This window comes from Cobetia sp. BMC6 (assembly GCF_029991385.1).
Lineage (GTDB): Bacteria > Pseudomonadota > Gammaproteobacteria > Pseudomonadales > Halomonadaceae > Cobetia.
Map to the genome: position 1 here is coordinate 168962 of NZ_JAKUMF010000005.1, position 25596 is coordinate 194557.

Annotated in this window: 24 protein-coding genes; 17 read left to right on the plus strand and 7 right to left on the minus strand. The window is 63.9% G+C overall.

The features are described 5' to 3' along the window. Positions 1-516 precede the first annotated feature (516 nt). On the plus strand, positions 517-2193 hold the full coding sequence (locus MKZ40_RS11665) for a deoxyribodipyrimidine photo-lyase (protein WP_175089976.1): 1677 nt from the start codon (positions 517-519) through the stop codon (positions 2191-2193). A 74-nt stretch (positions 2194-2267) separates the two neighbouring features. Here MKZ40_RS11665 and MKZ40_RS11670 read toward each other — a convergent pair whose 3' ends face one another. Continuing rightward, entirely contained in the window at positions 2268-2993 is a 726-nt protein-coding gene (locus MKZ40_RS11670; RefSeq protein WP_175089974.1) for a 16S rRNA (uracil(1498)-N(3))-methyltransferase, read from the minus strand. A 197-nt stretch (positions 2994-3190) separates the two neighbouring features. Between MKZ40_RS11670 and phaR the strand changes: the two genes are divergently transcribed. The 4 genes from phaR (at position 3191) to MKZ40_RS11690 (ending at position 6753) form a co-directional block, all read left to right on the plus strand. After that, on the plus strand, positions 3191-3709 hold the full coding sequence (gene phaR / locus MKZ40_RS11675; protein ID WP_175089972.1) for a polyhydroxyalkanoate synthesis repressor PhaR: 519 nt from the start codon (positions 3191-3193) through the stop codon (positions 3707-3709). A gap of 164 nt (positions 3710-3873) precedes the next feature. Next, complete coding sequence (purD, locus tag MKZ40_RS11680; protein WP_043334731.1) at positions 3874-5166, plus strand: phosphoribosylamine--glycine ligase; 1293 nt, start codon at positions 3874-3876, stop codon at positions 5164-5166. Positions 5167-5425: 259 nt separating this feature from the next. After that, entirely contained in the window at positions 5426-5881 is a 456-nt protein-coding gene (locus MKZ40_RS11685; RefSeq protein ID WP_175089970.1) for an acyl-CoA thioesterase, read from the plus strand. Next, positions 5881-6753, plus strand: a complete 873-nt coding sequence (locus MKZ40_RS11690; RefSeq protein WP_043334728.1) for a phosphoribulokinase — start codon at positions 5881-5883, stop codon at positions 6751-6753. The genes MKZ40_RS11685 and MKZ40_RS11690 overlap by 1 nt, the downstream gene beginning before the upstream one ends. 34 nt (positions 6754-6787) lie before the next feature. Here MKZ40_RS11690 and MKZ40_RS11695 read toward each other — a convergent pair whose 3' ends face one another. After that, on the minus strand, positions 6788-7618 hold the full coding sequence (locus MKZ40_RS11695) for an RIO1 family regulatory kinase/ATPase (protein ID WP_175089969.1): 831 nt from the start codon (positions 7616-7618) through the stop codon (positions 6788-6790). 221 nt (positions 7619-7839) lie between these two features. Between MKZ40_RS11695 and MKZ40_RS11700 the strand changes: the two genes are divergently transcribed. Continuing rightward, entirely contained in the window at positions 7840-8181 is a 342-nt protein-coding gene (locus MKZ40_RS11700) for a histidine triad nucleotide-binding protein (protein ID WP_043334727.1), read from the plus strand. Positions 8182-8441: 260 nt separating this feature from the next. Then, positions 8442-9089, plus strand: coding sequence for a 2-polyprenyl-3-methyl-6-methoxy-1,4-benzoquinone monooxygenase (gene coq7, locus MKZ40_RS11705; protein WP_043334772.1), 648 nt, complete (start codon positions 8442-8444; stop codon positions 9087-9089). Between the two features lie 179 nt (positions 9090-9268). Here the strand turns inward: coq7 and MKZ40_RS11710 are convergent, their stop codons facing one another. Then, a complete protein-coding gene (locus MKZ40_RS11710; protein WP_052384715.1) occupies positions 9269-9622 on the minus strand; it encodes a hypothetical protein in 354 nt (117 codons plus the stop codon). 336 nt (positions 9623-9958) lie between these two features. Further along, positions 9959-10582, minus strand: a complete 624-nt coding sequence (locus MKZ40_RS11715) for a hypothetical protein (protein WP_175089967.1) — start codon at positions 10580-10582, stop codon at positions 9959-9961. 471 nt (positions 10583-11053) lie between these two features. Between MKZ40_RS11715 and MKZ40_RS11720 the strand changes: the two genes are divergently transcribed. From MKZ40_RS11720 to MKZ40_RS11745, 6 genes are all read left to right on the plus strand, one after another. Continuing rightward, complete coding sequence (locus MKZ40_RS11720; RefSeq protein WP_064503321.1) at positions 11054-11563, plus strand: hypothetical protein; 510 nt, start codon at positions 11054-11056, stop codon at positions 11561-11563. Between the two features lie 152 nt (positions 11564-11715). Then, entirely contained in the window at positions 11716-12414 is a 699-nt protein-coding gene (locus MKZ40_RS11725) for a response regulator transcription factor (protein ID WP_175089965.1), read from the plus strand. After that, positions 12411-13775, plus strand: a complete 1365-nt coding sequence (locus MKZ40_RS11730) for a HAMP domain-containing sensor histidine kinase (RefSeq protein ID WP_131431216.1) — start codon at positions 12411-12413, stop codon at positions 13773-13775. Before MKZ40_RS11725 ends, MKZ40_RS11730 begins: the two co-directional genes overlap by 4 nt. 341 nt (positions 13776-14116) lie before the next feature. After that, on the plus strand, positions 14117-14782 hold the full coding sequence (locus MKZ40_RS11735) for an ankyrin repeat domain-containing protein (protein ID WP_175089963.1): 666 nt from the start codon (positions 14117-14119) through the stop codon (positions 14780-14782). A gap of 26 nt (positions 14783-14808) precedes the next feature. Next, on the plus strand, positions 14809-15306 hold the full coding sequence (locus MKZ40_RS11740; RefSeq protein WP_175089961.1) for a hypothetical protein: 498 nt from the start codon (positions 14809-14811) through the stop codon (positions 15304-15306). After that, the gene (locus MKZ40_RS11745; RefSeq protein WP_175089960.1) at positions 15303-15854 is read left to right on the plus strand and encodes a retropepsin-like aspartic protease; all 552 of its coding nucleotides are present in this window, start codon (positions 15303-15305) and stop codon (positions 15852-15854) included. Before MKZ40_RS11740 ends, MKZ40_RS11745 begins: the two co-directional genes overlap by 4 nt. 148 nt (positions 15855-16002) lie before the next feature. Here the strand turns inward: MKZ40_RS11745 and gnd are convergent, their stop codons facing one another. The 3 genes from gnd to MKZ40_RS11760 form a co-directional block, all read right to left on the minus strand. Then, a complete protein-coding gene (gnd, locus tag MKZ40_RS11750) occupies positions 16003-16986 on the minus strand; it encodes a phosphogluconate dehydrogenase (NAD(+)-dependent, decarboxylating) (RefSeq protein ID WP_043334711.1) in 984 nt (327 codons plus the stop codon). A gap of 168 nt (positions 16987-17154) precedes the next feature. After that, positions 17155-18408: a ribonucleotide-diphosphate reductase subunit beta gene (locus MKZ40_RS11755; protein WP_175089958.1), complete on the minus strand. Its 1254-nt coding sequence runs from the start codon at positions 18406-18408 to the stop codon at positions 17155-17157. A 277-nt stretch (positions 18409-18685) separates the two neighbouring features. Further along, complete coding sequence (locus MKZ40_RS11760) at positions 18686-21586, minus strand: ribonucleoside-diphosphate reductase subunit alpha (RefSeq protein WP_054555290.1); 2901 nt, start codon at positions 21584-21586, stop codon at positions 18686-18688. Positions 21587-22184: 598 nt separating this feature from the next. Between MKZ40_RS11760 and MKZ40_RS11765 the strand changes: the two genes are divergently transcribed. From MKZ40_RS11765 to MKZ40_RS11780, 4 genes are all read left to right on the plus strand, one after another. Then, the gene (locus tag MKZ40_RS11765) at positions 22185-22895 is read left to right on the plus strand and encodes a response regulator (RefSeq protein WP_043334706.1); all 711 of its coding nucleotides are present in this window, start codon (positions 22185-22187) and stop codon (positions 22893-22895) included. A 3-nt stretch (positions 22896-22898) separates the two neighbouring features. Continuing rightward, the gene (locus MKZ40_RS11770; RefSeq protein ID WP_175089956.1) at positions 22899-24560 is read left to right on the plus strand and encodes an ATP-binding protein; all 1662 of its coding nucleotides are present in this window, start codon (positions 22899-22901) and stop codon (positions 24558-24560) included. 24 nt (positions 24561-24584) lie between these two features. Next, positions 24585-25034 carry a lipocalin-like domain-containing protein gene (locus MKZ40_RS11775; protein WP_043333697.1) on the plus strand — a complete coding sequence of 150 codons (450 nt, stop codon included), beginning with the start codon at positions 24585-24587 and terminating at the stop codon, positions 25032-25034. Between the two features lie 214 nt (positions 25035-25248). Then, positions 25249-25455 carry a cold-shock protein gene (locus tag MKZ40_RS11780; RefSeq protein WP_043333698.1) on the plus strand — a complete coding sequence of 69 codons (207 nt, stop codon included), beginning with the start codon at positions 25249-25251 and terminating at the stop codon, positions 25453-25455. The last annotated feature ends 141 nt before the right edge of the window (positions 25456-25596 follow it).

A 25596-nucleotide genomic window follows, 5' to 3' on the forward strand; every position in this document is an offset into this window, starting at 1 on the left:
CATGGGGCCATGCGAGACACGACATGCGTCACGCGGCAGCAAGGTCTGACAGTGGCTGGCTCAGGCTGCACGGAGGATCTGGCGCGGGTTCAGTGCGTCAATCGCTCCGGGCATGACGTTACCGTCGCAAGGGGCGGATCCGTCAGGAAGGGGAGTCGCACGGCACGGGGTGCTAGCATCCAGGATGGGATGAGGTCCGCAGCGCGTCCCCGGCTGCCCGCAACGGGCAGACGGCGAATATGCCGGGTTGGTGCGGTCATGTCATGTCTTGCGAGCATGGCCGTATTCCTCCTGAAGCCCCTGGATGACAAGTGTGTGTTCGAGTGGAGACACTTGCGCGATCTTGTTGAAAACATTGATGGAACGTGACCTAACCTCTCGAATGTATCACGCACTTGCACCCCTCGCCAGCGCATGCCCGACGCGCCGGAACGCGACATACACCGTGTGAAGTGTTGTACAAGATGTCGTTTTTCTTGTACAAACATTGCACGCCATACGTTCCACGGAGTCACCATGCACGAGGTCGCCAGCATGAATTCGGGCAACGCACCGGAAACCTCTCTGGTGTGGTTGCGTCACGACCTGCGGCTGGAAGACAACCCGCTGTTCGCGCTGCCCCTGTCACGTCGCCCGCATCAGATGATGGTGATGTATGTCTTCGACCGTCGCTGGCTGAGACCGAGCGACGGCTTGCCACGCCTGGGGTCAGCGCGTCTGCGCCTGCTGTGGCAGAGTCTGATGAACCTGCGCGGCATGCTGCTGCGCCGTGGCAGTGACCTGCTGGTGCGCGTCGGGGACCCTGTCGAGGAAGTGCTGACGCAGGTCGCCCAGCATGATGTCCAGTGTCTGGAGGTCAGTCTCGCCGCCGCGCCGGAAGACAGCCGCGCCCTGCAGCAGCTCTCACGGCGTCTACCGGCCTCGACCCGGCTCCACTGTCACCCGCCTGACCAGATAGCCTTCGACAGCCAGTTGCTGGATGGCCCAGTTCTTGATCGCCAGCTGCCGGGCAGACTCCCTCGAGAAGAGACGGCTCGCCTGCGCATGGCGCATGAAGCGTCCTGCGAAGTTGACGAGTGTGCGGCTCCCTCCAGTGACCTCACTCTGCGTGACACGGCCCCTGCTGACACAGGCGCCTCAGGCGATCATGACGCCCTGACGACCTGCGCCGCGCTTGCCTCGCAGGTGCTGCACGCCAGTGGTGGCGTTGATTCTGGCGTGGCTGACCTGATGCTGCCTCCTACCGCTGTGCTCACGCCGGTACCCGGTGCCATGCAGGTATGCCCTCAGCGCGAGGCTCTGTCTCAGTGCGAGGCTTTGCCGACGGGGCTGAACGATGAGCAGTGGCGCGCGCTGTGCGAGGCGCAGCCACCCTTGCAGGGGCTGCCCTATTCCCTGCCGCCGTGGCCTGATTCTGCCTCGCGTGGCCTACCGCCGCTGGATGCCATCTGTGGCTCGGCGCAAGCCTGGCAGCCGGCGACTGCCAGGCTTGCGGAGCTACAGGGCGGCGAGGAACCAGCCCGCGCATACCTGTCGAGCTTGCTGTGGGGCAAGGCCTGGGTGAAGGGAGATGCCGGCAACGGCGATGGCGACTCGATCGAAGGGGCGTCCTATCAGCGATCGCACTCTGTCGATGGCGAAGGCGCTGGTGTGCCGACGGGACTGGCACCCCAGCGGGAGGCGGGGAAGACGCTGGACGATATGCAATTGATGACGCGCCCGGCGGATGCATGGCCATTGGCAGCATGGTTGGCGCTGGGTTGCATCAGTCCGCGCCGCATCCTGCAGATGCTGGATGCCCGCCGCCGTGAGGCGGGTGATGAGGCGATCAATCGGCAGCTACTGGCCATCGTGCTGCAGCGTGAATGCTGGCAGCGCATGCTGCGTGACAAGAATGAGGAGGCTCGCGCGGCCTGGTATGGCGCCGCGTTGCGGGAAGATGCCGCAAATGATGCCGCCTTTGCGCGCTGGAGCGGAGGGCGAACAGGCGATGCCCGGGCCGACAAGGCCATGCAGGTGCTGGTACGTGAAGGCTGGTTGCCTTGGTCAGAGCGCAAGTATCTGGCCGGCGTCTGGCTGGACGGCGGCGGCGACTGGCGGTTGGGTGCGCGCTGGTTCGAGCGTTGTCTGCTCGATTACGACGCCGCCACCCACTGGGGAGAATGGCGGCATCTGGCGGGCTTCGATGTGTAAGGAGGTGTCGATATCACGCGAGTCGTGCGAGCAGAGCCAGCCCCGGGCGGCTCTTCTTTACAACCTGTCGCTCTTCAGCCCAGGCGCGCCAATAGCGCCGTCACGGCTGTCTCGACGCGCAGGATGCGCTCGCCCAGATGCACCCCTTCAAAGCCTGCCGTCATGAATTTCTCGACCTCATAGTCCACGAAGCCGCCTTCCGGGCCGATGGCCAGAACCACCGGCTCGCTGACGGCGCGTGGGCACTCATCCGGCATGCCCGGATGGGCGATGATGCCACGCGGAGTCGTGCCTGATGATGGCGTCATCAGTGCCGGCAGGCGGTCTTCCACGAAGGGTTTGAATAGCTTCTCGTGGGTCACCGTCGGCATGATGGTGTCACGCGCCTGCTCCAGTCCCAGCACCAGATGCTGGCGAATCTTGTCTTCCTTGAGCTCCGGCGATTGCCAATAACTCTTCTCGACCCGCCGTGTATGCAGCAGGGTGATGTGTTTCACGCCCAATGCCGTGACGTGTTCCAGCGAGCGTGCCAGCATGCGCGGGCGCGGCAACGCCAGCAGCAGATGCACGTCGAGCGGTGCCGGCGGCTGCCGGTCCAGCGTCAGGCTGAATTCAGCGACGTCCGCGTCCAGCCGCTCCAGGCGGCCACGGCCGATCAGGCCGCCCTCCACCCCCAGCGTCATCTCGTCGCCGATGTTGGCACGATGCACCTCACGCAGATGGCGCAGGCGGCGTGGGTCCGTGACACGTGCGTGGTCCTGAGCGGTCAGGTCGTCAGCGCCGAGCAAAATCAGATTCATGGCAATACCGGGGCAGTGGGGAGCGGGGTACATCGCTTACAGACAGCGGGAAGCGGGCGTTATTCTAGCATGTCGTGCATGCTGACCCGACGGGGACAGCGCTGGCTTGGCGCCAATGGCTGACGCGTGGAGACGCCTTTTCTTGCAGTCCCCCCCCTTGAGTGCACAATGAAGAAAAATCGACAGGAGCCTGACACGTGCGAGTGATCCGCAAATATGCCAATCGGCGCCTATACGATACCGAGCAGAGCCGCTACGTCACCCTGGAGGACCTGCGCAGCCTGGTGCTGGCGGAAGAGGTCTTCAAGGTCGAGGACGCCAAGAGCGGTGAGGACCTCACGCGCACCATCCTGCTGACCATCATCATCGAGCAGGAGCAGGGCGAGGGCGAAGCCGAGGTCTTCTCCAACGAGCTGCTGGAGCAGTTCATTCGTATCTACGCGATGGCCAAGCCGTTGCCGCTGGCCGGTTATCTGGAGCAGGGCACGCGTCTGATGATGGAACAGCAGCAGCGCATGCAGGAGCAGTGGTCCCAGGCCATGCGTCACTCGCCGATGGAGATGATGCGCGAGGTCGCCGAAGAGAATCTGCGCTTCTGGCAGCAGGCCATGGGCGGCGGCATGGGCGCTGGCAAGAGCGCCTCACGCTCACAGCCGAGCGATGCGGATGCGGCGCCTGATGAGTCGGATACACCGCCGGACGATGAGCGTCGCTGAGTGTGACATCGTGTCAGATCCAGCTTTCACATGAATTCATCGTGATGTGAAATGGGCGCCCCGAGCAGGGCGCCTTTCTGCCATAATGCGCAGCCTGATATTTCCTCGGTAGCTCGCGCCCTGCGGGTCGCCCTGATCCTCACTGGCTCATGAAGGTTGAAAAGATGAAGGTCCTGATCATCGGCGGCGGTGGCCGCGAACATGCGCTGGCCTGGAAGGCCGCCCAGTCATCCCGTGTCGAGGAGGTCTTCGTGGCGCCCGGCAATGCGGGCACGGCGCGCGAGTCCAAGCTGACCAATCTGGCGATTGCCGCTGACGATCTCGATGCGCTGGTCGCCTTCGCGCGTGACAATGCCATCGAGCTGACCATCGTCGGCCCGGAAGCGCCGCTGGTGATCGGCGTGGTCGATCGCTTCCGCGAAGCGGGTCTCAAGTGCTTCGGCCCGACGGCCGGTGCCGCCCAGCTGGAAGGCTCCAAGGCCTTCACCAAGGACTTCCTGGCGCGTCATGCCATCCCGACCGGCGACTACGCGACCTTCGCGGAGGTCGATGCGGCGCTTGAGTACCTGGCGGCACATCCGGCACCCATCGTCATCAAGGCCGATGGCCTGGCGGCGGGCAAGGGGGTCGTGGTCGCGATGAGCGACGAGGAAGCTCGCGCCGCCGTGCGTGACATGCTCGAGGACAACGCCTTCGGTGATGCCGGCGCACGCGTGGTGATCGAGGAATTCCTCGACGGCGAGGAAGCCAGTTTCATCGTGATGGTCGATGGCGAGAACGTGCTGCCGATGGCCACCAGTCAGGATCACAAGCGCGTCGGTGAAGGCGATACCGGCCCCAACACCGGCGGCATGGGAGCCTATTCTCCGGCGCCGGTGGTGACGGCTGACGTTCACCAGCGCGTGATGGACGAGATCATCCTGCCCACCGTGCGTGGCATGGCGGCCGAAGGCCATCCCTACACCGGCTTCCTGTATGCCGGTCTGATGATCGATGCCCAGGGCGCGCCGAAGATCATCGAATACAACTGCCGCTTCGGTGACCCGGAAACCCAGCCGATCATGGTGCGCCTGAAGTCCGATCTGGTCGCGCTGTGTCTGGCCGCTGAAGACGGGCGTCTCGACACCCAGACCTGCGAGTGGGATTCCCGCGCGGCGGTCGGCGTGGTGCTGGCGGCTGGCGGCTACCCGGCCAGCTACCGCAAGGGCGATGTCATCAGCGGCTTTGACGCTGCCGAAGCGACCGGCTGCAAGGTCTTCCATGCCGGCACCGCCGAGCAGGACGGCCAGGTCGTCACCAGCGGTGGTCGCGTGCTGTGCGTCACCGCTCTGGGCGACAGCGTTGCGGCGGCCACCGAGCGTGCCTATGAAGGCGTCGATGCCATCAGTTGGCAGGACATGCTGGTGCGTCGCGACATCGCCTGGCGCGCCATCGCTCGCGAGCGCGGCGATAGCTGAAAGCGCTGAGTCGCATGGGCCATCACCCCACGACATGCCTGCTTCACGACAAGACCCGGCCTCAGGCCGGGTCTTGTCGTTGGGGTGACTCTCGACGTTCTGCGCGCCTACGACCATCGTGTCGGGGTCTGGTCATGTCGGTGCCGGGCATGCGATAACCCTAGTCATCCTCTATTCCTTCTTGAGGCTGAGCGGCGTCGAAAGATGGCGTCGCCGTCCGCCCTGAACCTTTTTCCTGTCTCGCCGACAAGGAGTCTGCATGGACCGCATCCGGCTTGAATTTCCGGTTTCCCGTCTGGTACATCGCCACCCGATGACGATTCGGGTCAGCGACATCAACTATGGCCAGCACCTGGGCCACGACAGCGTGGTCAGCCTGGCGCACGAGGCGCGGGGCCAGGCCTGGCAGGCGCTGGGCTTCCCCGAATGGAACATCGATGGGCTGATGAGCATCGTCGCGGATCTCGCCGTGCAGTATCAGGGCGAGGGCCGGCTGGGTGACGCCCTCGTGGTGGAAACGGCCATCGACAGCGTGTCCGGCAAGGGGCTTGGTGTCCATCACCGTCTGCTGCGTGTCAGCGATGACGCGGTACTGGCGACGCTGCGCGTCGGGCTGGTGTTCGCTGGCGAGCAGGGGCTGGCGGAACCGAGCGCGCGCGCCAGTGCCGCCATCGAGCAGGCCGTCTCTGCCATGTCTTCCCGAGAAGCCAACTGATGTCGCGGGAATATCCGATCATCGCCGTGACGGGGTCTTCCGGCGCGGGCACCACCACTGTCATGCGAACCTTCGAGCGCATGTTCTCGCGTGAGGCGATTCATGCCGCCTACGTGGATGGGGATGCCTTTCACCGTTATACCCGTGATGAGCTGGTGCGCATGTTCCAGGAGGCGCCGGAGCGCAAGCGCGAGCTGTCTCACTTCGCGGTCGAGGCCAACCAGCTGGATCGTCTGGAAGCGCTGTTCGTCGAATATGGCGAGCAGGGCTCCGGTACGCATCGTCATTACATCCATGCCGAAGACAAGCGCATGATCGAGGCCGGCTACAAGGTCGGCACCTTCACCGAATGGCAGTCGCTGCCGGATTGTACGGACCTGCTGTTCTACGAGGGGCTGCATGGTGGGCTGGTGACGCCGGAGCATGACATCGCGCGTCATGTCGATCTGCTGATCGGGGTGGCACCGACCATGAATCTGGAGTGGATCCAGAAGATCGATCGCGACACCAAGCTGCGCGGACATTCCCAGGAGGCGGTGGTGGACACCATCCTGAGCCGCATGGATGACTACGTGCGCTACATCCAGCCGCAGTTCTCACGCACGCACATCAATTTCCAGCGCGTGCCGACGGTGGATACTTCCAACCCCTTCGAGCCGCAGGATATCCCGACGGATGCCGAGTCGATGGTCGTGATCCACTTCCGTGACCCCGGCAGTGTCGACTTCCCGTTCCTGCTGGCGATGATCCAGGGCTCGTTCATGTCGCGCCCGCATACGCTGGTGGTGCCCGGCGCGTTGATGGCACTGGCCATCGAATTGATCATCACGCCGCTGGTCAAGAGCCTGCTGGCGCAGCGGCGGTTCCGCTAGCGGGAGACATGAAGGGGTCTGGGCTCGGACTGGCTCAGTGCCTGCGGCCCTTGAGGCGTGGCAGGATGCCTTTCTTCCAGATGCGCAGGGTGCGATTCAGGCGGCCGCTGCGGATCAGCAGGCGTGCCTCGCGGGTGCTCAGCGGCAGGCCGAGGGTGCGTTGCTTGAGCTTCAGCGAGTGACGCAGATCGAAGCGGCGCATCATGCGCGCGAGGCTGGCTGTTCCCGGCAGGTGTGGCAGGCGCATGGCAGAAGTGAAGTCGATCAGGACCGGCACGCCATCGCGCAGCACGACGTTGGAACCACGGATATCGTTATGGGCCATCTGGCGCTGATGGAGTTGCTGCACGACGAGAATCAGCTGCTGACTGAGGCGGGCGTCCGTCACGTCATCCAGGGCGGCATCACTCAGCAGCGGCCCGGGGATGTACTCCATCGCCAGCGACAGCGGTGACAGGCGTGCCACGGCGCGAGGGGCGTGTGCCCAGTCGCCCAGACGCTCTAGCATCTTCAGTTCGTGGCGTACCAGCCAGCGTGCCACCAATGCCGCCGGCGTGCCGGCATAGCGGCGGTAATCCTTGCAGACCACCGGCTGGCCATTGAGGTGCGCGATATAGACCTCGGCCTTGAGAAAACCCTTGGCACGCTGCAGGAACTCGCCCGGGGCCTGCTCGCCGTCAACACGCGTGACCCTGGGCGCGGCACGCAGCGCCGCCCGCGCCTTCTCGGCGCGCGTGGGGGCTGCGCGTTCAGTGGCGGGGGCGCCGACAGTGGCCGTTCGTGTCTCGCCCTGAGCGCCAAGGCCGGCCTCCAGTTCGTGGTTGGCCTTGCGCAGGGAGGAATCTTGGCGAGTGAACACGGGCATGACAGGCGACTTCTCGTTAGCGGGTTAACAATGATTATCCTACTGTTTTCCTCATTCGCCCACTGACAGCGGTGAATCAGTCTGTTTCCCTGAAGGCGACATTGTCCTGTCCGCCAGCTGGCCCGCATATTCCTGTCTCTGCCCTTGGCCTGTTGCCCGGCTGGCGCTACGCTGGCAGGCCACGCTGCCGTGGGCAGCCCCACTTCAAGGGAGAAGGTGTCATGGACTGTCTGTTCTGCAAGATCATCAACCGCGAGATTCCCGCCGATATCGTCTATGAGGATGATGAGGTGCTGGCCTTCAATGACATCAATCCGCAGGCGCCGACCCATGTGTTGATCATCCCCAAGCAGCACATCGCCACGCTCAACGATATCGAGGAGCATCAGCTGGCCACGGTAGGGCGCCTGCAGTACACCGCCGCCAGACTGGCGAAGGACTACGGTTTTGCCGAGGGCGGTTATCGCGTGGTGATGAACTGCAATGAAGATGGCGGCCAGACGGTCTATCATATTCATATGCACCTGATGGGTGGTCGCCGCTTCACATGGCCGGCTGGCTGAGCCGGCATAGAGCAGGCGCCTGTACCGGCGGTTCGCGGGCAGGTAGCGGCTAGCGATAACAAGCGCGCGGCACACAGGCGCATACCGGCAATGTCGTGAAAACGGCATTGCCGGTTTTTCATTGGGGAAGCCACGGCGCAAGGGAGCCGGTCAGGCCTCGCCCGGCGACACTCTGCCCCTTACCGTCGCGGGCTGGCTTGCGTAAGATGGCCTCATTGCTCACGCCGTGCAGGAGTCTTCCCATGCCGCATTCCGATGCCATTTCGGCGCAACGTCATCACAGCCGCGCCGATCAGTTGATCCATCAGTTCGACACCGTACTGCGTACCCTGGTGCCACATGCCGCCCAGCCGTCGCGTCCCTCTCCGGCGGGCGACATCCATGACGAAGCGATCAGCGACGAAGAGCGCCAGCACGCCGCTGGCCTGATGCGCATCAATCACACCGGCGAGGTGTGTGCCCAGGCGCTCTATCAGGGTCAGGGCTTCACGGCGCGTCTGCCTGAAACGCGCACGCAGATGGAGCTGGCTGCCCAGGAAGAGATCGATCACCTGGCCTGGTGCGATGCACGACTCGTCGAGCTGGATGCCAATACCAGCCTGCTCAATCCGCTGTTCTACATGACGAGCTTCGCCCTCGGGGCAGCGGCTGGTGCCATCAACGACAAGGTCAGCCTCGGGTTCGTGGCCGCGACCGAAGAGCTGGTCGGCGAGCACCTGTCGAAGCACCAGCAGACGCTGCCCGAGGGCGATCAGCGTTCACGTGCCGTCTTGCGCCAGATGGAAATCGACGAAGCCCATCATGAGCAGTGGGCGCTGGAAGCCGGTGGTCATCGCTTCCCGGGGCCGCTGAAGAGCGCGATGCGCCTGATGTCCAAGGTGATGACGGCCAGCGTCTATCGAGTGTGATGGTCAGGCGCCTGAGCCTGCCTTGGCAGCTTCAGGACGCTGCAACGCAAAAGGCCGCCCCATGGGGCGGCCTTTGTGTTTTTGGCGAACGTCGTGATGATCAATACGAGTCGGCCAGTGCGAGTCGGCCAGTGCGAGTCGGCCAGTGCGAGACGTTCAGCTGTCTCTGGCGTCAGGGCTTATTCCTTGACCTGGTACTCACCGTCCAGCGTCTCGGTGCTGCTGCCGTCTTCACGCGTGGCATCACGCGAGTAGTTCTGGCGGCCACTGGCCTTGTCCTGGGCCTCCTGCATGCGCTGCTGCATCTCGCTCATGCGCTTTTTCATGCGACGACGGATGAAGGGCAGCATGATGATGCCGAGTACCATCATCACCAGCGCCGCGAACAGGCTGAAGATCATGACCACGCCACCGATCAGCCAGGCGGCGACCAGCTTGAGGCCGGACAGGCCATTGGAGGGGCGTTGGTTGCCTGCATTGGCCTGCCATTGGCGAGCCTGGTTCCACAGAGTGTTGTGCTGTTGGCCTTGCATGTGTCTTCTCCACGATAGAGCCGGGCCGTCAGGCCGGGCGAGGATGACCCGATAGGTGAAAGTGGGTGGTCGGGGATATCGGGTCAGGAAACAGGGGTATTGCTCTCCCGGCGCAACGGGCATTCGTGCTCTGGGCCGGGGGATGGGTAAGTGGGGCTCGATGCGACGCACTTTTGCATGAGGCGCTTGATGGCATCGGGCGGCCGGTTGACTCGTTCAGCATCGAAGTTGGCACCGTTGCCGTCAAGCGGCTTCGGCGTTGATCCAGCGCTGGATGTCAGGTTCAGTCCCTGAACCACTTCAAGGCACGGCGGCTGGTCAAGCGGGTCGATCAGTTCACGGCCGGTAATCCGGATTCATGGACACGCTGGCAGCGAGGTTGAAAGCGTTGCCCGGCAGCGGCATGTTCAATGTCACCCGTTGCGGCCTGCCTTGCGCATCGCGCCCGTGAATCTGTATGGCGTGCGCAGCGACTTCGACGCTCTGTACACTCTTGATGCCGTCGACAGCGGCAAAATTCAAGGTCTGGCGCATGCTGTCGCCATCGATGGCCTTGTCGCCGGGCGCGGAATCACTCTGGCGCAGCGCTTCGCTGATGAATTCTCCATCGGCGAGATTGATGGCCAGTTCCATCTGCCACCCATTATGCCCCCAGCCCGTGAACTGAACATGATCGTCGCGGATATCCATCGTACTGAATTCCATCATGCCCTTGCGACTGGCGTGGATCATCATCTGCGTGAGCAGCTCTGGCGCGAGCCCCTGGGGAGACGCGGCCTCAGAGATATCTGTCGCAGGCTTTCCGGCTGTGCGGGTGGCGGCCGTGTCCAGCGCGCTATCCCCGGCATCATCGCCGAGCGTGGCGTGCGCCTTGCCGTCATCTGAGTGCTCGCTGGTCGAGGGCCCATTTGCGGAGAGTCCGGCGGTCGAGAGTTCTGCCGCCGACAGCTGATGGCGCACCGGCAGGTCCTCGATGCCATTGGCATAGGCGGGAGCCGAGCCCAGCATCAGGCCGAGTGCGCTGACGCCCAGGCCGTGTCGCCAGTGCTGGACTGCGCGGCTGGCGAGCCAGAAGCGTGACGGGGCGGCGCCTGCGGCCGAGGATGGCGGCTGTCGGGATGCGGAGTCTGATTCACGAACGGGAGCAATACGGGACGCGGCTGATGGGGACATGACACCCTCCTCAAGGATGGCTGGGCATGGCGCTCACTGTGGGCCAGGCGACCTTGCGCGACGCTGAGACGTGAATTCATCTGAGGTTCATTGCCTCCTGTCAGTCTCTGCATTACAGGGTCAGTGGTTGCTCTCGCGTTGGTCCGCGTTGTTCCAACGCAGGTTTGATTGCACATTCCGTTGCTAGATTGAGCGCCACGCGCAAGCGCCCGCCTTGGGCGCACACCAGCCCCGCCGTCATTCACGAGGTTCCTCTTCATGCAGACTCCCCACAAGGCTCAGCCAGACGCCCGTGCAGCGCGTGGCAGTCAATGGCGGCAACGCTATGTCTGGCTGTGCCTCGGGCTCGGGAGCCTGCTGGTCGGTGCGCTGGCACTGCCGCCGCATGCGCTGTGTGACAGCGAGCGCTGGCGCAGCCTGCACGATGAAGTCGCCGCCGGACGTGTCATTTCGTTGTCCGAGCTGCTCGATAGCCTCGAGCGCGACTGGCTGGGTCAGGTGGTCGAGGTGGAGCTCGAAGAGACGCACGGCGAGCTGATCTACGAGGTCGAGATGCTCGGGCCGCAGGGCCAGATGGCCAGATTCACCGTGCGTGCCTCGGATGGCAGCCTGCGTGAGGTGCGCGGCGTGAATCTGGATGCCATGCGTCGCGCTGGCAGCGGTTCCTTGTCTGAGCCTCTGACCAAGCCCCTGACCAGGCCCCTGCCCGAGACGGACGACGCGCCGCTCGTGACTGACGGCGCCAATGCCGAGGTCGAGAGTCAGTAGGATGAGGCAGGCAGTGGCCAGGCCAGGCAGTGCCAGCGCAGGCTGTGACAAGGGCGCCGAGGGTGCCTGGCCGCCCTGAGGAACGGTATGCTAGTGCCATTGTCCATTGCGCCACCGGTAGAACGCCGCTTGCGTCAGGAGCCCGAGAATCGATGAAGATATTGCTGGTTGAAGATGACATGCCGTTGGCCGAAGCGCTGATGGCGCGCCTGGGGGAAGCCGATGTACTGGTCGAGCATGCCACCACCGGGGGAGACGCCGACTTTTTGATCCAGACCGAGAGCTACGATGCCGTAGTGCTGGATCTCGGCCTGCCGGACGGCGATGGCACGCGCTGGCTGGCCCAGTGGCGGGAAGCCGGCATCGAGGTGCCGGTGCTGGTGCTGACCGCGCGCGAGCGCTGGTCTGACAAGGCCGCCGGCTTCTCTGCCGGCGCCGATGATTACGTCACCAAGCCCTTCGAGACCGCCGAGGTCATCTTCCGTCTGCGCGCCCTGGTGCGTCGCTCACGCGGCCATGCCCACCCCGTGCTCAAGCTGGGTGATCTGGCCTGTGACACCCATGGCGGTACCGTCAGTCTGGCGGGGCGCCCCGTGTCGCTGACCGCCCAGGAAACGCGCCTGCTGATGCACCTGATGCACGCCGTGCCTGGTGTGGTCAGCCGTTCTGAACTGGTCGAGCATGTCTATGACCGCGACCACGAACCCGATTCCAACGTCATCGATGTGCAGATCAGCCGTCTGCGCCGCAAGTTGGGTGCCGAGCGCATCGAGACGCTGCGCGGGCGTGGCTATCGTCTGCGTGATCCGGACGCCGAGACACCGACGCCGGCGGATGGCAGCGACGCATGAAGCCATTGTCCGTCGGCCGCCGCTTGCTGGGCGGCTCGCTGGTCATTGCCTTGATCGTCATGCCACTGACCGGGCTCGGTCTGGCCTGGAGCTTCCGTGACGCCGTGACTACCGCCTTCGACCAGCGCCTGCTGTCGCTGTCGAAGGTGCTGATCGCCGCCATCCAGTTCGACCGCGAGAAGGGCCGCCCCGGCCTGACACGCTCGCTGGGCGACCCGCGCTTCGATCAGGCCTATTCGGGCTGGTACTGGCAGATTTCCGATCGCAACGGCAATGTGCTGACGTCGCGCTCGCTGTGGGACCAACGTCTGCCGCCGCTGGAAGACATGGACAAGGGCGTCATCATCAGTCGAGATCTCAAGGGTCCGCGCCATCAGGTGCTGCGCTCCCTCGAGCGCGATATCCGTCTGCCCGGCCGCAACCAGCCACTGCACGTGATGGTGGCGGCCAGTCGTAGTGAGGTCGACGCCGAGGTCGCGCGCTTCGAGTGGCTGCTGGCGGGTGCGCTGGTCGCGCTGGCATCGCTGTTGGTGTGCGGCTCTGCCGCGCAGATCAGCTGGGGGTTGGCGCCTCTGCGGCGCCTGCGGGCTCGCCTCAAGAAGGTTGCCGACGGCGAGGCGGAGCGGCTGGAAGAGACCCGTCTGCCGCCGGAGCTGACCGAGCTGACCCGCGCCATCAATGCCGTGCTCGAGCGAGATCAGCGCTTGATCGAGCGTGGGCGTGCGGCGGCCGGCAATCTGGCGCATGCCCTCAAGACGCCGGTCAGTGTGCTCAAGGCGCAGTCCGAGCGCTTCGACGGCGAGGACCGCGCGCGGATCGACGCCGAGCTCAAGCGCATCGATGAAGCCGTGCGCCACCATCTGGCGCGTGCCAGTGCCGCCGGTGGCGCGCATCTCAGCGGGCGCATCAGCCTGCGTGAGGCGGCGGGGCCGGTCTTCGAGGGGCTCGGGCGCTTGGCGAGTCGGCGTGGCATCACGCTCAGTCTGGCGCTGGAGGACGACGCCAGCGTGCGAGTCGACCCGCAGGACCTGCAGGAAATGGTCGGCAACCTGCTCGAGAACGCCTTGCAGTGGGCTCGCCAGCAGGTGCGCGTCAGCAGCGAGACCCGCGATGGCGGCGTGCTGTTGATCATCGAGGACGACGGCCCCGGCATGAATGAAGAAGAGGGCGCTGCCGCGCTGGGGCGTGGGGCGCGTCTTGATGAAGGGCGCTCCGGTTCCGGTCTGGGGCTGGCGATCGTCGATGATCTGATGGCGCTCTACGGGGGCGAGCTGGCACTGGAGCGCTCCAGTCTGGGCGGCCTGGCGGCACGCGTCTGGCTGCCGAGCTCCCCGCTGGTCGGGGCACAGCCCACGGAGTGACAGGGCGCCGCCTCGTTTATCGGCGGTCTTGTCTTGATAGCTCAGCGCTATCACAGCCATCCCGAGAGATGATTGGGCGCGGCCAGGACGACACCGTATTCTGACGGTGTCCGGCTGGCAGCCGGACGGGCTTCGTTTCTGAGTCTCGTCTGCCGCGCCCTGCGGTGATGACGAACTGGCGCTCCTTCGGGAGCGCTTTTTTTTGCCTGTCATTCGTCACGCCATGCCTGATCGGCGATGCTCAAGGCGCCGATTGAACGCTGGCGGGGCTAACGGTCACGCTCAGGATCGCATAGGCTGTCAGAGAGTAAGCATCCGTTGCCGGGCGTCAGGAGGTGGTGATGAAGGACATGACAATGTGTGCTCAGCATGGCGATCTGGAGGGCCTGGCACAGGCATTGGCCGCTCCCGATGCGCACGAGCGAGTCAATGACGTGGATTATCGCGGGCGCTCGCCATTGCTGGTCGCGGTGCAGGCCAATCAGCCGGAGGCGGTGGAGGCCCTGCTGGCCGCCGGCGCCGATTGCGAGCAGACCGATGCCCTGCACGACACGCCCCTGCTGGCCGCGGCCGCACTCGGCTATGGTCGCTGCCTGAGCCGGCTGCTGGCGCATGGCGCCTCGGCGACGGTGCTCAATCGCTTCTCTTCCACTGCGCTGATGTCGGCCAGTGAGCGTGGTCATGCCGATATCTGCCGTCAGCTGCTCGAGGAGACCGCTGTCGACGTCAATCACCAGAATACGCTCGGCTGGACGGCACTGATCGAGGCCGTGTTGTTGGGGGATGGCGGCGTTGACTATCAACGGGTCGTCGAGCAGCTGCTGGCCCACGGCGCCGACGTCAATCTGGCGGACGCCGAAGGTGTCACGCCGCTGGCGCATGCGCGCTGGCGCCAGTTCGAGGCGCTGAGCGAGAGGCTGGAAGCGGCCGGCGGACACGAGCAGGGCGTGGCCCATGACGTGAGCGACGACGTCCAGGCCCGCACCTCGACCCCGCGTCGTGCATGATGGCGCCGACCACAAGGAGGCATCGCATGGCGTTGACCTGGGGACTGATCATCATCGGCATCGCCTTGCTGCTGCTCGGCGGCTATCGCTGGCAGCAGGCGCAGTCCTTCGCCCGCAACAGCGCGCAGGTAATGGGCGAGGTCATCAACCACGACCGCACGCTGCACGTCGAAGGACGTGGCCCGATCCATCTGCCCAAGGGCGGCAGGCTCAGCGAGGATGAGGCCCTGGCGATGGCGGGCCTGCCGCCGGGCGGGCGCTTCAATATCGAGTCGATCCAGTATGCGCCCGTGGTGCGCTATCAGGATCAGCGTGATGGCTGGCACGAGATCATCTCGCCGCTGGCGGTGCCCTCGCCGACACCCGCCGTGGGGGAGAGCGTGGCGCTGGTCTATCGCCTCGACGCCCCGCATGAGGCCAGCCTGCCGGGGACGCGCGGCTGGCTGATCGGGGTGCCGTTGATTCTCGGCTTCGCACTGTGCGCCGTCGGCCTGCGCCTGCTGTTGCGGGGTGGTGGTGGATGAGTGATTCAGGGGGCGGGGCCGGCGGCGCGACCCGCCGTTATGGTGTCGGCATGCTGGTGCTGTGCTGGGCGCTGATTCTCGCCATGCTGGTGTGGTGGTTTCAGGGCCAGCTTGATGAGCGCACCCGGCCCAATGCCTCGCTGGCTGGCCAGTCGCTGTCGTCCGGAGAGCCACTGACGCTGTCGCGCAATCGCTCCGGGCACTTCGTGGCCCCCGGCACGATCAATGATCAGCCGGTCACCTTCCTGCTCGATACCGGCGCCACCTATGTCTCGGTGTCCGACGCGCTGGCCGAGCGCCTGCAGCTGCCACGCGGGCGGGATGCGCGCTTCACCACCGCCAATGGCGTCAGCCACGGTGCCCTGACCACACTGGATACCGTCAGTCTGGCGGGGCTCAGCCAGCGCGAGGTGCGCGGGGCCATCGTGCCGGGCATGCACGATGAGGTGGTGCTGCTGGGAATGAGTTTCCTGGGAGAGTTCGATATCAATATGCGCGGTCAGCAGATGACGCTGACGCCGGTGGATGGCGCTGGCGGCGTTCGATAACGCCAGTGGCTGACACAGATGGCTGACAGGGCTGGCAAGAAGGGCAGCTGACACTCCACCGCTCTGCCAGCAGGCCCGAAAACGACAACGCCCCGCTCATGATCTCCATGAGCGGGGCGTTTCACGTCTGGCGTGTCAGAGCAGGTGCTCAGTCTTTCCTGGGCGGCTCGACATGGCCACCGAAGCCGAAGCGCATCGCCGACAGCAGGCGGTTGGCGTAGGTGTTTTCCTTGCGTGAGCTGAAGCGCGAGAACAGCGCATTGGCCAGCACCGGCACGGCGACACCCTGTTCGACGGCGGCATCGACGGTCCAGCGGCCTTCGCCACTGTCGGAGACGGCACCGCTGTAGTGGTCCAGACGCTCGTCACCGGCCAGGGCCTGGGCGGTCAGATCGAGCAGCCAGGAAGACACCACGCTGCCACGACGCCACACTTCGGCGATATCGGCCAGATTGAGGTCGAAGCGCTGATCTTCCGGCAGGGCATCGGAGCCCTTGCTCTGCATCAGCTCGAAGCCCTCGGCGTAGGCCTGCATCAGGCCGTATTCGATGCCGTTGTGGACCATCTTCACGTAGTGACCGGCACCGACCGGGCCGGCGTGGATGTAGCCGCGCTCGGCGCGCTCGTCTGGGGCGTTGCGGCCCTTGGTGCGCTCGAGATCGCCATAGCCCGGGGCGAGGGTATCGAACAGCGGCTCGAGATGCTCGAACACGGCCTTCTCGGCGCCGATCATCATGCAGTAGCCGCGCTCCAGGCCCCACACGCCGCCGGAAGTGCCCACATCGACGTAGTTCAGGCCCTTCAGCTTGAGGGCCGTGGCACGGCGGATGTCGTCCTTGTAGAAGGTGTTGCCGCCATCGATGATGGTGTCGCCGGCTTCCATCAGCTCGGCCAGCGTGGCGATGGTCTGCTCGGTGATCTCGCCCGCCGGCAGCATGACCCAGACGGCGCGCGGCGCCTCGAGCTGCTGAACCAGTTCCACGAGGCTATCGACGTGCGTCGCACCGTCGGCGACCAGTGACTGGGCGATTGCCGCGTCACGATCATGGGCGACCACTTCGTGGCCATTGCGCATCAAGCGACGAGCGATATTGCCGCCCATGCGGCCGAGTCCGATGATACCGAGTTGCATGTTCGTTCCTTTCACGTGAAGCCGGGGAGAGTCGGGACGGCGCGAAGCCTACCCTGTGCGGGCGCTGGACGCAAAAACGGGCCATATCAATGACATGGCCCGTTGGGGTGCTCAGCAGAGGCAGGCGTCAGTCGCGTGCCTGTCTCTGGGAGGGGGAGTGATCAGCGATCAATCCCAGCTCAGGGCACCGCCGACCTGATATTCGGTGACGCGCGTCTCGAAGAAGTTCTTCTCCTTGCGCAGGTCGATGATCTCGGACATCCACGGGAACGGGTTCTTGGCGCCCGGGAACTGCTCCTTGAGGCCCAGCTGCGCGAGGCGACGGTTGCAGATGAAGTGGAGGTATTCCTCCATGATGGCCGCGTTCATGCCCAGCACGCCGCGCGGCATGGTGTCACGCGCGTATTCGATCTCGAGCTGGGTGCCTTCCAGAATCATCTGGGTGACTTCGTCCTGGAATTCGGCGGTCCACAGGTGCGGGTTCTCGACCTTGATCTGGTTGATCACGTCGATGCCGAAGTTCAGGTGCATGGACTCGTCACGCAGGATGTACTGGAACTGCTCAGCGACGCCGGTCATCTTGTTGCGACGACCCATGGACAGGATCTGGGAGAAGCCGCAGTAGAAGAAGATGCCTTCGGTGACGGCGTAGAAGCCGATCAGGTTGCGCAGGAATTCCTGGTCCGCTTCCGGTGTACCGGTGTGGAAGTCGGCACGCGCCAGCGCCTGGGTGTGCTTGAGGCTCCAGGCGGACTTGCGCGCCACGGAGTCCACTTCACGGTACATGTTGAAGACTTCGCCTTCGTCCATGCCCAGTGACTCGATGCAGTACTGGTAGGCGTGGGTGTGGATCGCCTCTTCGAAGGCCTGACGCAGCAGGTACTGGCGGCACTCCGGGTTGGTGATGTTCTTGTAGACGGCCAGCACCAGGTTGTTGGCGACCAGCGAGTCGGCAGTGGAGAAGTAACCCAGCGAGCGCATCACGATCAGGCGCTCGTCTTCGGTCAGGCCGTCCTGGCTCTTCCACAGCGCGATGTCCGCGTTCATGTTCACTTCCTGCGGCATCCAGTGGTTCGCGGAGCCGTCGAGGTACTTCTGCCATGCCCAGTCGTACTTGAAGGGCACCAGCTGGTTGACGTCGGCGCGCGCATTGATCATGCGCTTCTCGTCGACCTGAATGCGCTGGGCACCCATTTCCAGTTCTTCCAGACCCTTGGCTACGTCGAGATCGTCCAGCGCCTGCTGGGCGCGCGCGAGGCGCTCGGCATCGCTGATCGCGTAGCCTTCGCTGTTCTCGCTCGCGACGACAGCGTCAGCCGCCGGGGCAGCGGCGGGAGCTTCGGCCTGCGGCGCCGGTTTGGCCGTCGCCGGCTTCTCGGCGGCGGGGGCTTCGTCTTCGTGGAAATCGTCCCAGTTCAACATGTTGCGTTCCTCGTGTTCGGTGATGGTCACGCGGGCAGTCAGCGTGACGAAAAGGCAGGGGCGGTGCGTTCTACGACGCGAGCTCCATCGAGTGGCGTGGCTCCCACAGGGAGTCAGGCCCGGGCTTGTTTCGAGGGAATGTCAGGAGGCAGTGATTGTTGGTGGCGGCACAAGACCGAGCGGGGCTCGGTCTTGTGGATTTGCCGCAATCCGCCTGCAAGGTGTGTCCTGGCAGGCGGTGAGTCAGCGTCAGCGGACTCGGGTCTGGCGCAATCGCTTACTGACAGGCCTCACAGCCCAACTCATCGATGTTGCTGGCGGAGGGGGCGCGCTGGCCGCTCTTGCCCTGCAGGAAGTCTTCGATGCCGCGCGGTTCCGGCTTGGCTTCCGGTGCCGGGGTCGGCGCGGGAGCCGGTGCCGGAGTCGGTGCATTGCCGACGGCGTTGTGCTTGCTGCGATCGACGGTGGATTTCTCCACGGCGGTCGCACCCAGAGCACGGAGGTAATAGGTGGTCTTGAGGCCACGGAACCATGCCATGCGGTAGGTCACGTCCAGCTTCTTGCCGGACACGCCCTGGATGTACAGGTTCAGGGACTGGGCCTGATCGATCCACTTCTGACGACGCGAGGCGGCTTCGACGATCCACTTCGGCTCGACTTCGAAGGCGTTGGCGTACAGCGCCTTGAGGTCTTCCGGGATGCGCTCGATCGGCTGCACGCTGCCGTCGTAGTACTTGAGGTCGTTGATCATGACCTCGTCCCACAGGCCGCGCGCCTTGAGGTCGTTGACCATGTAGGCGTTGACCACGGTGAACTCGCCAGACAGGTTCGATTTGACGAACAGGTTCTGGTAGGTCGGTTCGATGGACTGCGAGACACCACAGATGTTGGAGATCGTCGCGGTCGGCGCGATCGCCATCACGTTGGAGTTGCGCATGCCCTGGGTGCGGACCTTCTCGCGGATGTAGTCCCAGTCCTGAGTCTGGCTTTCGTCCATCTCGATGTAGTCGGCGCCACGCTCGGTCTTGAGTTTCTCGATGGAATCGATCGGCAGAATGCCCTGACTCCACAGAGAGCCGTCGAAGCTTTCGTAACGACCACGCTCGGCGGCCAGATCACTGGAAGCTTCGATGGCGTGATAGCTGACGAGTTCCATGGATTCGTCGGCGAAGGTCACGGCTTCTTCGGAGGCATAGGCGATGGACTGCGCGTAGAGCGCATCCTGGAAGCCCATGATACCGAGGCCGACCGGGCGGTGACGCATGTTGGAGCGACGTGCCTGCGGTACGGCGTAGTAGTTGATGTCGATGACGTTATCGAGCATGCGCACGGCGGTACGCACCGACTTCTTGAGCTTGTCGCCATCCAGCTTGCCGTCGATGACGTGCTGCGCCAGGTTGATCGAGCCCAGGTTGCAGACCGCGATCTCGTCCTCGGAGGTGTTGAGGGTGATCTCGGTGCACAGGTTGGACGAGTGCACGACACCGGCGTGCTGCTGCGGGCTGCGCAGGTTGCACGGGTCCTTGAAGGTGATCCACGGGTGGCCGGTCTCGAACAGCATGGAGAGCATCTTGCGCCACAGATCACGTGCCTTGACGCGCTTGAACAGCTTCAGCTGGCCCTGACGGGTCATCTCCTCGTACTGCTCGTAACGCGCCTGGAAGGCCGCGCCGTACAGGTCGTGGAGGTCCGGGCAGTCGGACGGCGAGAACAGGGTCCACTCGGTGTCATCGAAGACACGCTTCATGAAGAGGTCCGGCACCCAGTTGGCGGTGTTCATGTCGTGGGTACGACGACGGTCATCACCGGTGTTCTTGCGCAGGTCGAGGAATTCCTCGACGTCCATGTGCCAGGTTTCCAGATAGGCACAGACGGCGCCCTTGCGCTTGCCACCCTGATTGACGGCAACGGCGGTGTCGTTGACGACCTTCAGGAAGGGCACGACGCCCTGGGACTTGCCGTTGGTGCCCTTGATGTAGGAGCCCAGTGCACGCACCGGCGTCCAGTCATTGCCGAGACCCCCCGCCCACTTGGAGAGCATGGCGTTGTCGCGGATGGCGCCGTAGATGCCGTCGAGGGCGTCCGGCACGGTGGTCAGGTAGCAGCTGGACAGCTGGCTGCGACGGGTACCGGCGTTGAACAGCGTCGGCGTGGAAGCCATGTAGTCGAAGCTGGACAGCAGCTCGTAGAACTCGATGGCACGACCTTCGCGGTCTTCCTCGTTCAGGGACAGGCCCATGGCGACACGCATGAACATGACCTGCGGCAGCTCATAGCGGACGTCGTTCTGGTGCAGGAAGTAGCGGTCGTACAGGGTCTGCAGGCCGAGATAGGTGAACTGGTTGTCACGCGTGTGGTCGATGGCCGCGCCGAGACGCTCCAGATCGAAGGTGGCCAGTTGCTCGTCCAGCTGCTCGAAGGCGATACCGCTCTCGATGTAGGCCTTGAAGGCGACCGGGTAGTGGTCCTTCATCTCGCCGAAGGTAGCCTCGTCAGCGACCTTGAGGAAGCTCAGGGCTTCGCGGCGCAGGTTGTCCTGCAGCAGGCGGGCGGTGACGTAGGTGTAGTTCGGGTCCTTCTCGACCAGCGTGCGCGCGGTCATCATCAGCGCGGTGGATACGCCATCGACCGGCACGCCGTCGTACAGATTCTTCAGGGAGTCATCGACGATCTTCTGGGCATCGACGTTGGAAAGCTCGGCACAGGCATCGAAGACGAGGGTCTCGATACGGCCCAGATCCAGCGGACGCACGCTGCCGTCGAGGTGCGTGACGTTGATGGTCGGGTGCGGCTTGGCGATCCCTTCGCTCTGGGCGCTGCGGGCACGAGCGTGCTCATCGCGGTACAGCACATAGGCACGGGCGACCTTGTGCTCGCCGGAACGCATCAGCGCCAGCTCGACCTGATCCTGGATGTCTTCGATGTGCAGGGTGCCACCGTCAGGCATGCGACGCTGGAAGGCGTCGGTGATCTGGCTGGTCAGCTGCTGAACCAGGTCGCGGATGCGCGAGCTGGACTCGACCTGATCGCCTTCCACGGCGATGAACGCCTTGGAGAGAGCGACGGAGATCTTGCTGGCGTCGAAGGCCGCAACATCGCCATTGCGCTTGATGACGCGCAGGCGCTGGGGGGCAGTCACGTCGACTGTCGCCTGATCGGTGCTGAAAGTGGAATCCATGACGCCTTCCTGAATCGTCTGAAGGTGAATCGTTGCCCGTTAGGGCTCGAGGGCAATTCGTATCGGGGCGCAGGCTGGAAATCCTGCCTGCGCCCGGGGATATTCTGTCGTCGTCAGCCTTGTCGTCGAGAAACTCGATCAGGCTCAGGCGGGGCAATCGGCGCCCGGGCTGAGCCTGATAGCGTTCATGAGACACGGTTCCAGCAGCCTTGCGTGACTGCCTTCCCATACGCTGATTCATGCTTTCGGGGCTTGACAATCGTCGCCATGATCTATGGGTGTCGACGTCGCCAAAACCCTACATATGGGGTGTGAGCTGATTTTGGACACAAGATAGTGTTGTTTGGTGGGGCGTGCAAGTGGATAACTTGTGGGTAAGGTGTGGTTGAAAATCCGGCCTTGTCGCTGGGGGATGTCAAGAGTTCAGGTGTTAAATTTTCTGCACTCCGCCAATGCAGATGGTGCCTGCGCTGCTGGCGCGTAAACGCCCAAATTGGCGTATCATTCGTGACAAATCACCCTGAAAAGGTTACGACGTGGCACAGGAAAGTAACTGCTTGTGAGCTGCTGGCCACGTTGACCCAACGATGCGGATGGAATGCCCTTGGATACCAATGCGCAAGAACATGTATTGATTGTTGAGGATGACGAGCGTCTGGCGACACTGACGCGCGAATACCTCGAAGCCAACAACTTCCGCGTGAGCGTCGAGAATGACGGCGCGCGGGCGGTGGACCTGATCATCAGTCTGCGCCCCGACATCGTGATTCTGGACCTGATGCTGCCGGGCGAGGATGGCCTGTCCATCTGTCGCCGCGTGCGGCCTCAGTTCGCCGGGCCGATCCTGATGCTGACGGCGCGTACCGATGACATGGATCAGGTGCTGGGCCTGGAGATGGGCGCCGACGATTACGTGCCCAAGCCGGTGCAGCCGCGTGTATTGCTTGCACGCATGCGGGCCTTGCTGCGTCGCGCCGATGGCCCCGAAGTGGCCGCCGGTGAGACGCGCCTGGTGTTCAATGATCTCGAGATCGACAACGCCACCCGTGAGGCATGGTTGGCGCGCGAGCGCATCGAGCTGACCAGTGCCGAGTTCGACCTGCTGTGGCTGCTGTCCTCGAACGCGGGTCGCGTGCTGACGCGCGAGGAAATCTTCTCTGCGCTGCGCGGCATCAAGTACGACGGCCAGGACCGCTCCATCGACGTGCGTGTCTCGCGCATCCGCCCCAAGATTGGCGATGACCCCAATCATCCTGAGCGGATCAAGACGGTGCGCAGCAAGGGATACCTGTTCGTCAAGGACCTCTAGACGATGCGCCGGGCTCTCTCCGACAGCATCTTCCTGCGTGTCTATGTCGCCTTGCTGGTGGCATTGGTGCTCACGCTGGGCATCGCGCTGGGTGGCTTTCAGCTGACCAACATGGTCCGGCTGGAGGCCTACCAGACGCGTCTGGGCGCAGCGCCGATGCGCCTGCTGGTGAGCCAGATCGCGGCCACGCCGGAGGCTGAGCGCGGGGCCTTCCTCAATCGGACCGCCCGGCTGCTGGATGGGCGGTTGTTGCTGGCACCGGCGGCGGTCTTTGACCTCAGCTGGTGGGAGCAGCGCCGCCTTGAGGCCGGGCGGCCGCTGGTGCGGCCACATGATGACGCCGGCTGGCAGCTGCTGATGGCGGTGCCGGGCGAAGAGAGAGTGCTGGAATTCCGGCTGCTGCATCTCGCGGAGCGGCAGTTGCGCGGGTTGATGGTGTCGCTGCATGACACCCTGCAACCCATGAATGCCGAGCAGCGCAGCGACTTGCTGGCCCAGCTGCAGCAGGCCTCCGGTCTTTCCTTCGCGCTGCTGCCGGACATTCCGCAGAATCTCGATGCGCAGCAGGCCAGTCGCCTGGAGGCCGGTCGAGTGGTGCTCAACGTGGCCAGTCACGGTCAGGCGATGGCGCTCTATACTCGACTGGGTGACCGCGCCATGCTCAAGGTCGGGCCCATCCGCGGCTTCGAGACGACACCGCCGGCCTTGATCATCGCCATGATACTGGCGGTCATCAGTCTGCTGGGCGGCGTCATCTATCTGGTGGTGCGTTCACTGGAGGCGCGCCTGACGCGTCTGGAAAAGGCCGCGACCCGCATCGCGGGCGGCTATCTCGATACGCGGGTGCGCATCGAGTCCAATGACTTTCTCGGGCGTCTCGGTATGGCCTTCAATGGCATGGCCGAGCGGGTGCAGGGGTTGCTGGGCGCGCAGCAGGACATGATTCGGGCGGTCTCGCATGAATTGCGCACGCCGGTGGCACGTATCCGCTTCGCGCTGCAGATGATCGAGGACATGGTCGATGATGATTTCGTCCAGCGTCAGATAAAGGGCGCAGACGGCGACATCGAGGAACTCGACAAGCTGATCGACGAGATCCTGACCTACGCACGCCTCAACAATGCCGCCGGTATCCAGCTGGACCTCGGCATGGTGGATTGCCGCGAGATCGCGGAGCAGGTCTGCGAGACGCTGGCGCCGCTGCATCCTGAATTGCTGCTGAGCATCGAGGGCGAGGCGCTGGAGGTCGAGGCCGAGGCACGCTATCTGCAGCGGGCGCTGCAGAATCTGGTCTCCAATGCCTGCCGGCACGCGGATTCCCGTGTACTGGTGCGCATCACCAGTGACCCGCAGGTGGTCAGGCTTGATGTCGAGGACGATGGCCCCGGCATCAACGAGGAAGATCGCAAGAAGGTCTTCAAGCCCTTCGCGCGCCTGGATGATTCGCGTACGCGTGCCTCCGGCGGCTACGGGCTGGGGCTCTCCATCGTGCAGAAGATCCTGCATTCCCACGGCGGCAGCGTGGTGGTTGACAAGGGCAGGTCGCTCAAGGGCGCGCGCTTCAGCCTGTTGCTGCCACTGACCTCCAGCCAGCTGGAACGCAAGGCGCCTGTGCCCTTGCCGCCGGTCAAGCCGCCGTCACTCCAGGACGAGCACGCCACCTGATCACGACCGTTTGAGGAATCGGCCATGCGGGAATCTTCCTTGTCACTGCATCCTGACTTGATCGGCGCGTGGCGGCTCGAGCGTTTCTGGTATGCCTGGCCGGATGGACGCGAGCTGGAGCCGCTGGGCGAGTGCAAGGGCCAGCTGCATTACATGGCCAATGGCTATATGAGCGTGCAGCTGGTGTCCTGTGAGCGCCAGCCTCTGGGGATGGCGCCGACGGATGATCAGCTGGTCGCCGCCTTTCGTGAGGGCTTTGCCTACTGTGGGCGCTGGCAGTGGGACAGTGAGCGGGAGGAGGTCTGCCATCATCTGTCGCTGGCCACGATCGCCGATTGGGATGAGGTGACGCTTGTGCGGCGCGTTACGCTCGAGGGAGACCGCCTGCTGCTGGGGACCGATGCGCCGAATCTGCAGCTGCCGGAAGGGGGATTTCTGACCTGGCTGGAGTGGCATCGATTGGCGACTGTGTGAAGTGATTGTCGAAAAGGCTTGACGTGATCATGGGTTAGCGTGCAATGTAGCCCCTGTTGGATAGCAAGACGCACCACTCAGTCGCCTGTGCTGCTCGGTAAATCGCCTTGAGCGCCCCGAGAAGCCTCGCTGATTTGATGCATGGTTTTGCTTTGCCCACGCTCTTCGGGTAATGCCCGTTATTTCAAACATGCTAATCAGAGAGGAATTTCTCATGGCTACAGGTACAGTTAAGTGGTTCAACGACGCTAAAGGTTTTGGTTTCATCGCTCCGGCTGACGGTGGTGACGATCTGTTCGTTCACTTCTCCGAAGTCCAGGCTGATGGCTTCAAGACCCTGCAGGACGGCCAGCAGGTCTCCTTCGACGTGACCCAGGGCCAGAAAGGCCTGCAGGCAGCCAACGTCAAGGCTATCGACTGATCATCACTCATTGCGGAATGCTTTCCGCTTGAGATGATAGATGTCAAGAACCGCCCCAGCTCATGCTGGGGCGGTTCTGTTTGTGCTGAAGAAAAGTCTTTTGCGTAGCCGTAGTGATATGGCGCGAACAAGCAGTGATCA

Coding starts and splice junctions, on each gene's coding strand:
- MKZ40_RS11665 (WP_175089976.1), top strand. CDS start 517: ATGCACGAGGTCGCCAGCATGAATTCGGGCAACGCACCGGAAACCTCT.
- MKZ40_RS11670 (WP_175089974.1), bottom strand. CDS start 2,993: ATGAATCTGATTTTGCTCGGCGCTGACGACCTGACCGCTCAGGACCAC.
- purD (WP_043334731.1), top strand. CDS start 3,874: ATGAAGGTCCTGATCATCGGCGGCGGTGGCCGCGAACATGCGCTGGCC.
- MKZ40_RS11685 (WP_175089970.1), top strand. CDS start 5,426: ATGGACCGCATCCGGCTTGAATTTCCGGTTTCCCGTCTGGTACATCGC.
- MKZ40_RS11690 (WP_043334728.1), top strand. CDS start 5,881: ATGTCGCGGGAATATCCGATCATCGCCGTGACGGGGTCTTCCGGCGCG.
- MKZ40_RS11695 (WP_175089969.1), bottom strand. CDS start 7,618: ATGCCCGTGTTCACTCGCCAAGATTCCTCCCTGCGCAAGGCCAACCAC.
- MKZ40_RS11700 (WP_043334727.1), top strand. CDS start 7,840: ATGGACTGTCTGTTCTGCAAGATCATCAACCGCGAGATTCCCGCCGAT.
- MKZ40_RS11710 (WP_052384715.1), bottom strand. CDS start 9,622: ATGCAAGGCCAACAGCACAACACTCTGTGGAACCAGGCTCGCCAATGG.
- MKZ40_RS11720 (WP_064503321.1), top strand. CDS start 11,054: ATGCAGACTCCCCACAAGGCTCAGCCAGACGCCCGTGCAGCGCGTGGC.
- MKZ40_RS11725 (WP_175089965.1), top strand. CDS start 11,716: ATGAAGATATTGCTGGTTGAAGATGACATGCCGTTGGCCGAAGCGCTG.
- MKZ40_RS11730 (WP_131431216.1), top strand. CDS start 12,411: ATGAAGCCATTGTCCGTCGGCCGCCGCTTGCTGGGCGGCTCGCTGGTC.
- MKZ40_RS11735 (WP_175089963.1), top strand. CDS start 14,117: ATGAAGGACATGACAATGTGTGCTCAGCATGGCGATCTGGAGGGCCTG.
- MKZ40_RS11740 (WP_175089961.1), top strand. CDS start 14,809: ATGGCGTTGACCTGGGGACTGATCATCATCGGCATCGCCTTGCTGCTG.
- MKZ40_RS11745 (WP_175089960.1), top strand. CDS start 15,303: ATGAGTGATTCAGGGGGCGGGGCCGGCGGCGCGACCCGCCGTTATGGT.
- gnd (WP_043334711.1), bottom strand. CDS start 16,986: ATGCAACTCGGTATCATCGGACTCGGCCGCATGGGCGGCAATATCGCT.
- MKZ40_RS11755 (WP_175089958.1), bottom strand. CDS start 18,408: ATGTTGAACTGGGACGATTTCCACGAAGACGAAGCCCCCGCCGCCGAG.
- MKZ40_RS11760 (WP_054555290.1), bottom strand. CDS start 21,586: ATGGATTCCACTTTCAGCACCGATCAGGCGACAGTCGACGTGACTGCC.
- MKZ40_RS11765 (WP_043334706.1), top strand. CDS start 22,185: ATGCCCTTGGATACCAATGCGCAAGAACATGTATTGATTGTTGAGGAT.
- MKZ40_RS11770 (WP_175089956.1), top strand. CDS start 22,899: ATGCGCCGGGCTCTCTCCGACAGCATCTTCCTGCGTGTCTATGTCGCC.
- MKZ40_RS11775 (WP_043333697.1), top strand. CDS start 24,585: ATGCGGGAATCTTCCTTGTCACTGCATCCTGACTTGATCGGCGCGTGG.
- MKZ40_RS11780 (WP_043333698.1), top strand. CDS start 25,249: ATGGCTACAGGTACAGTTAAGTGGTTCAACGACGCTAAAGGTTTTGGT.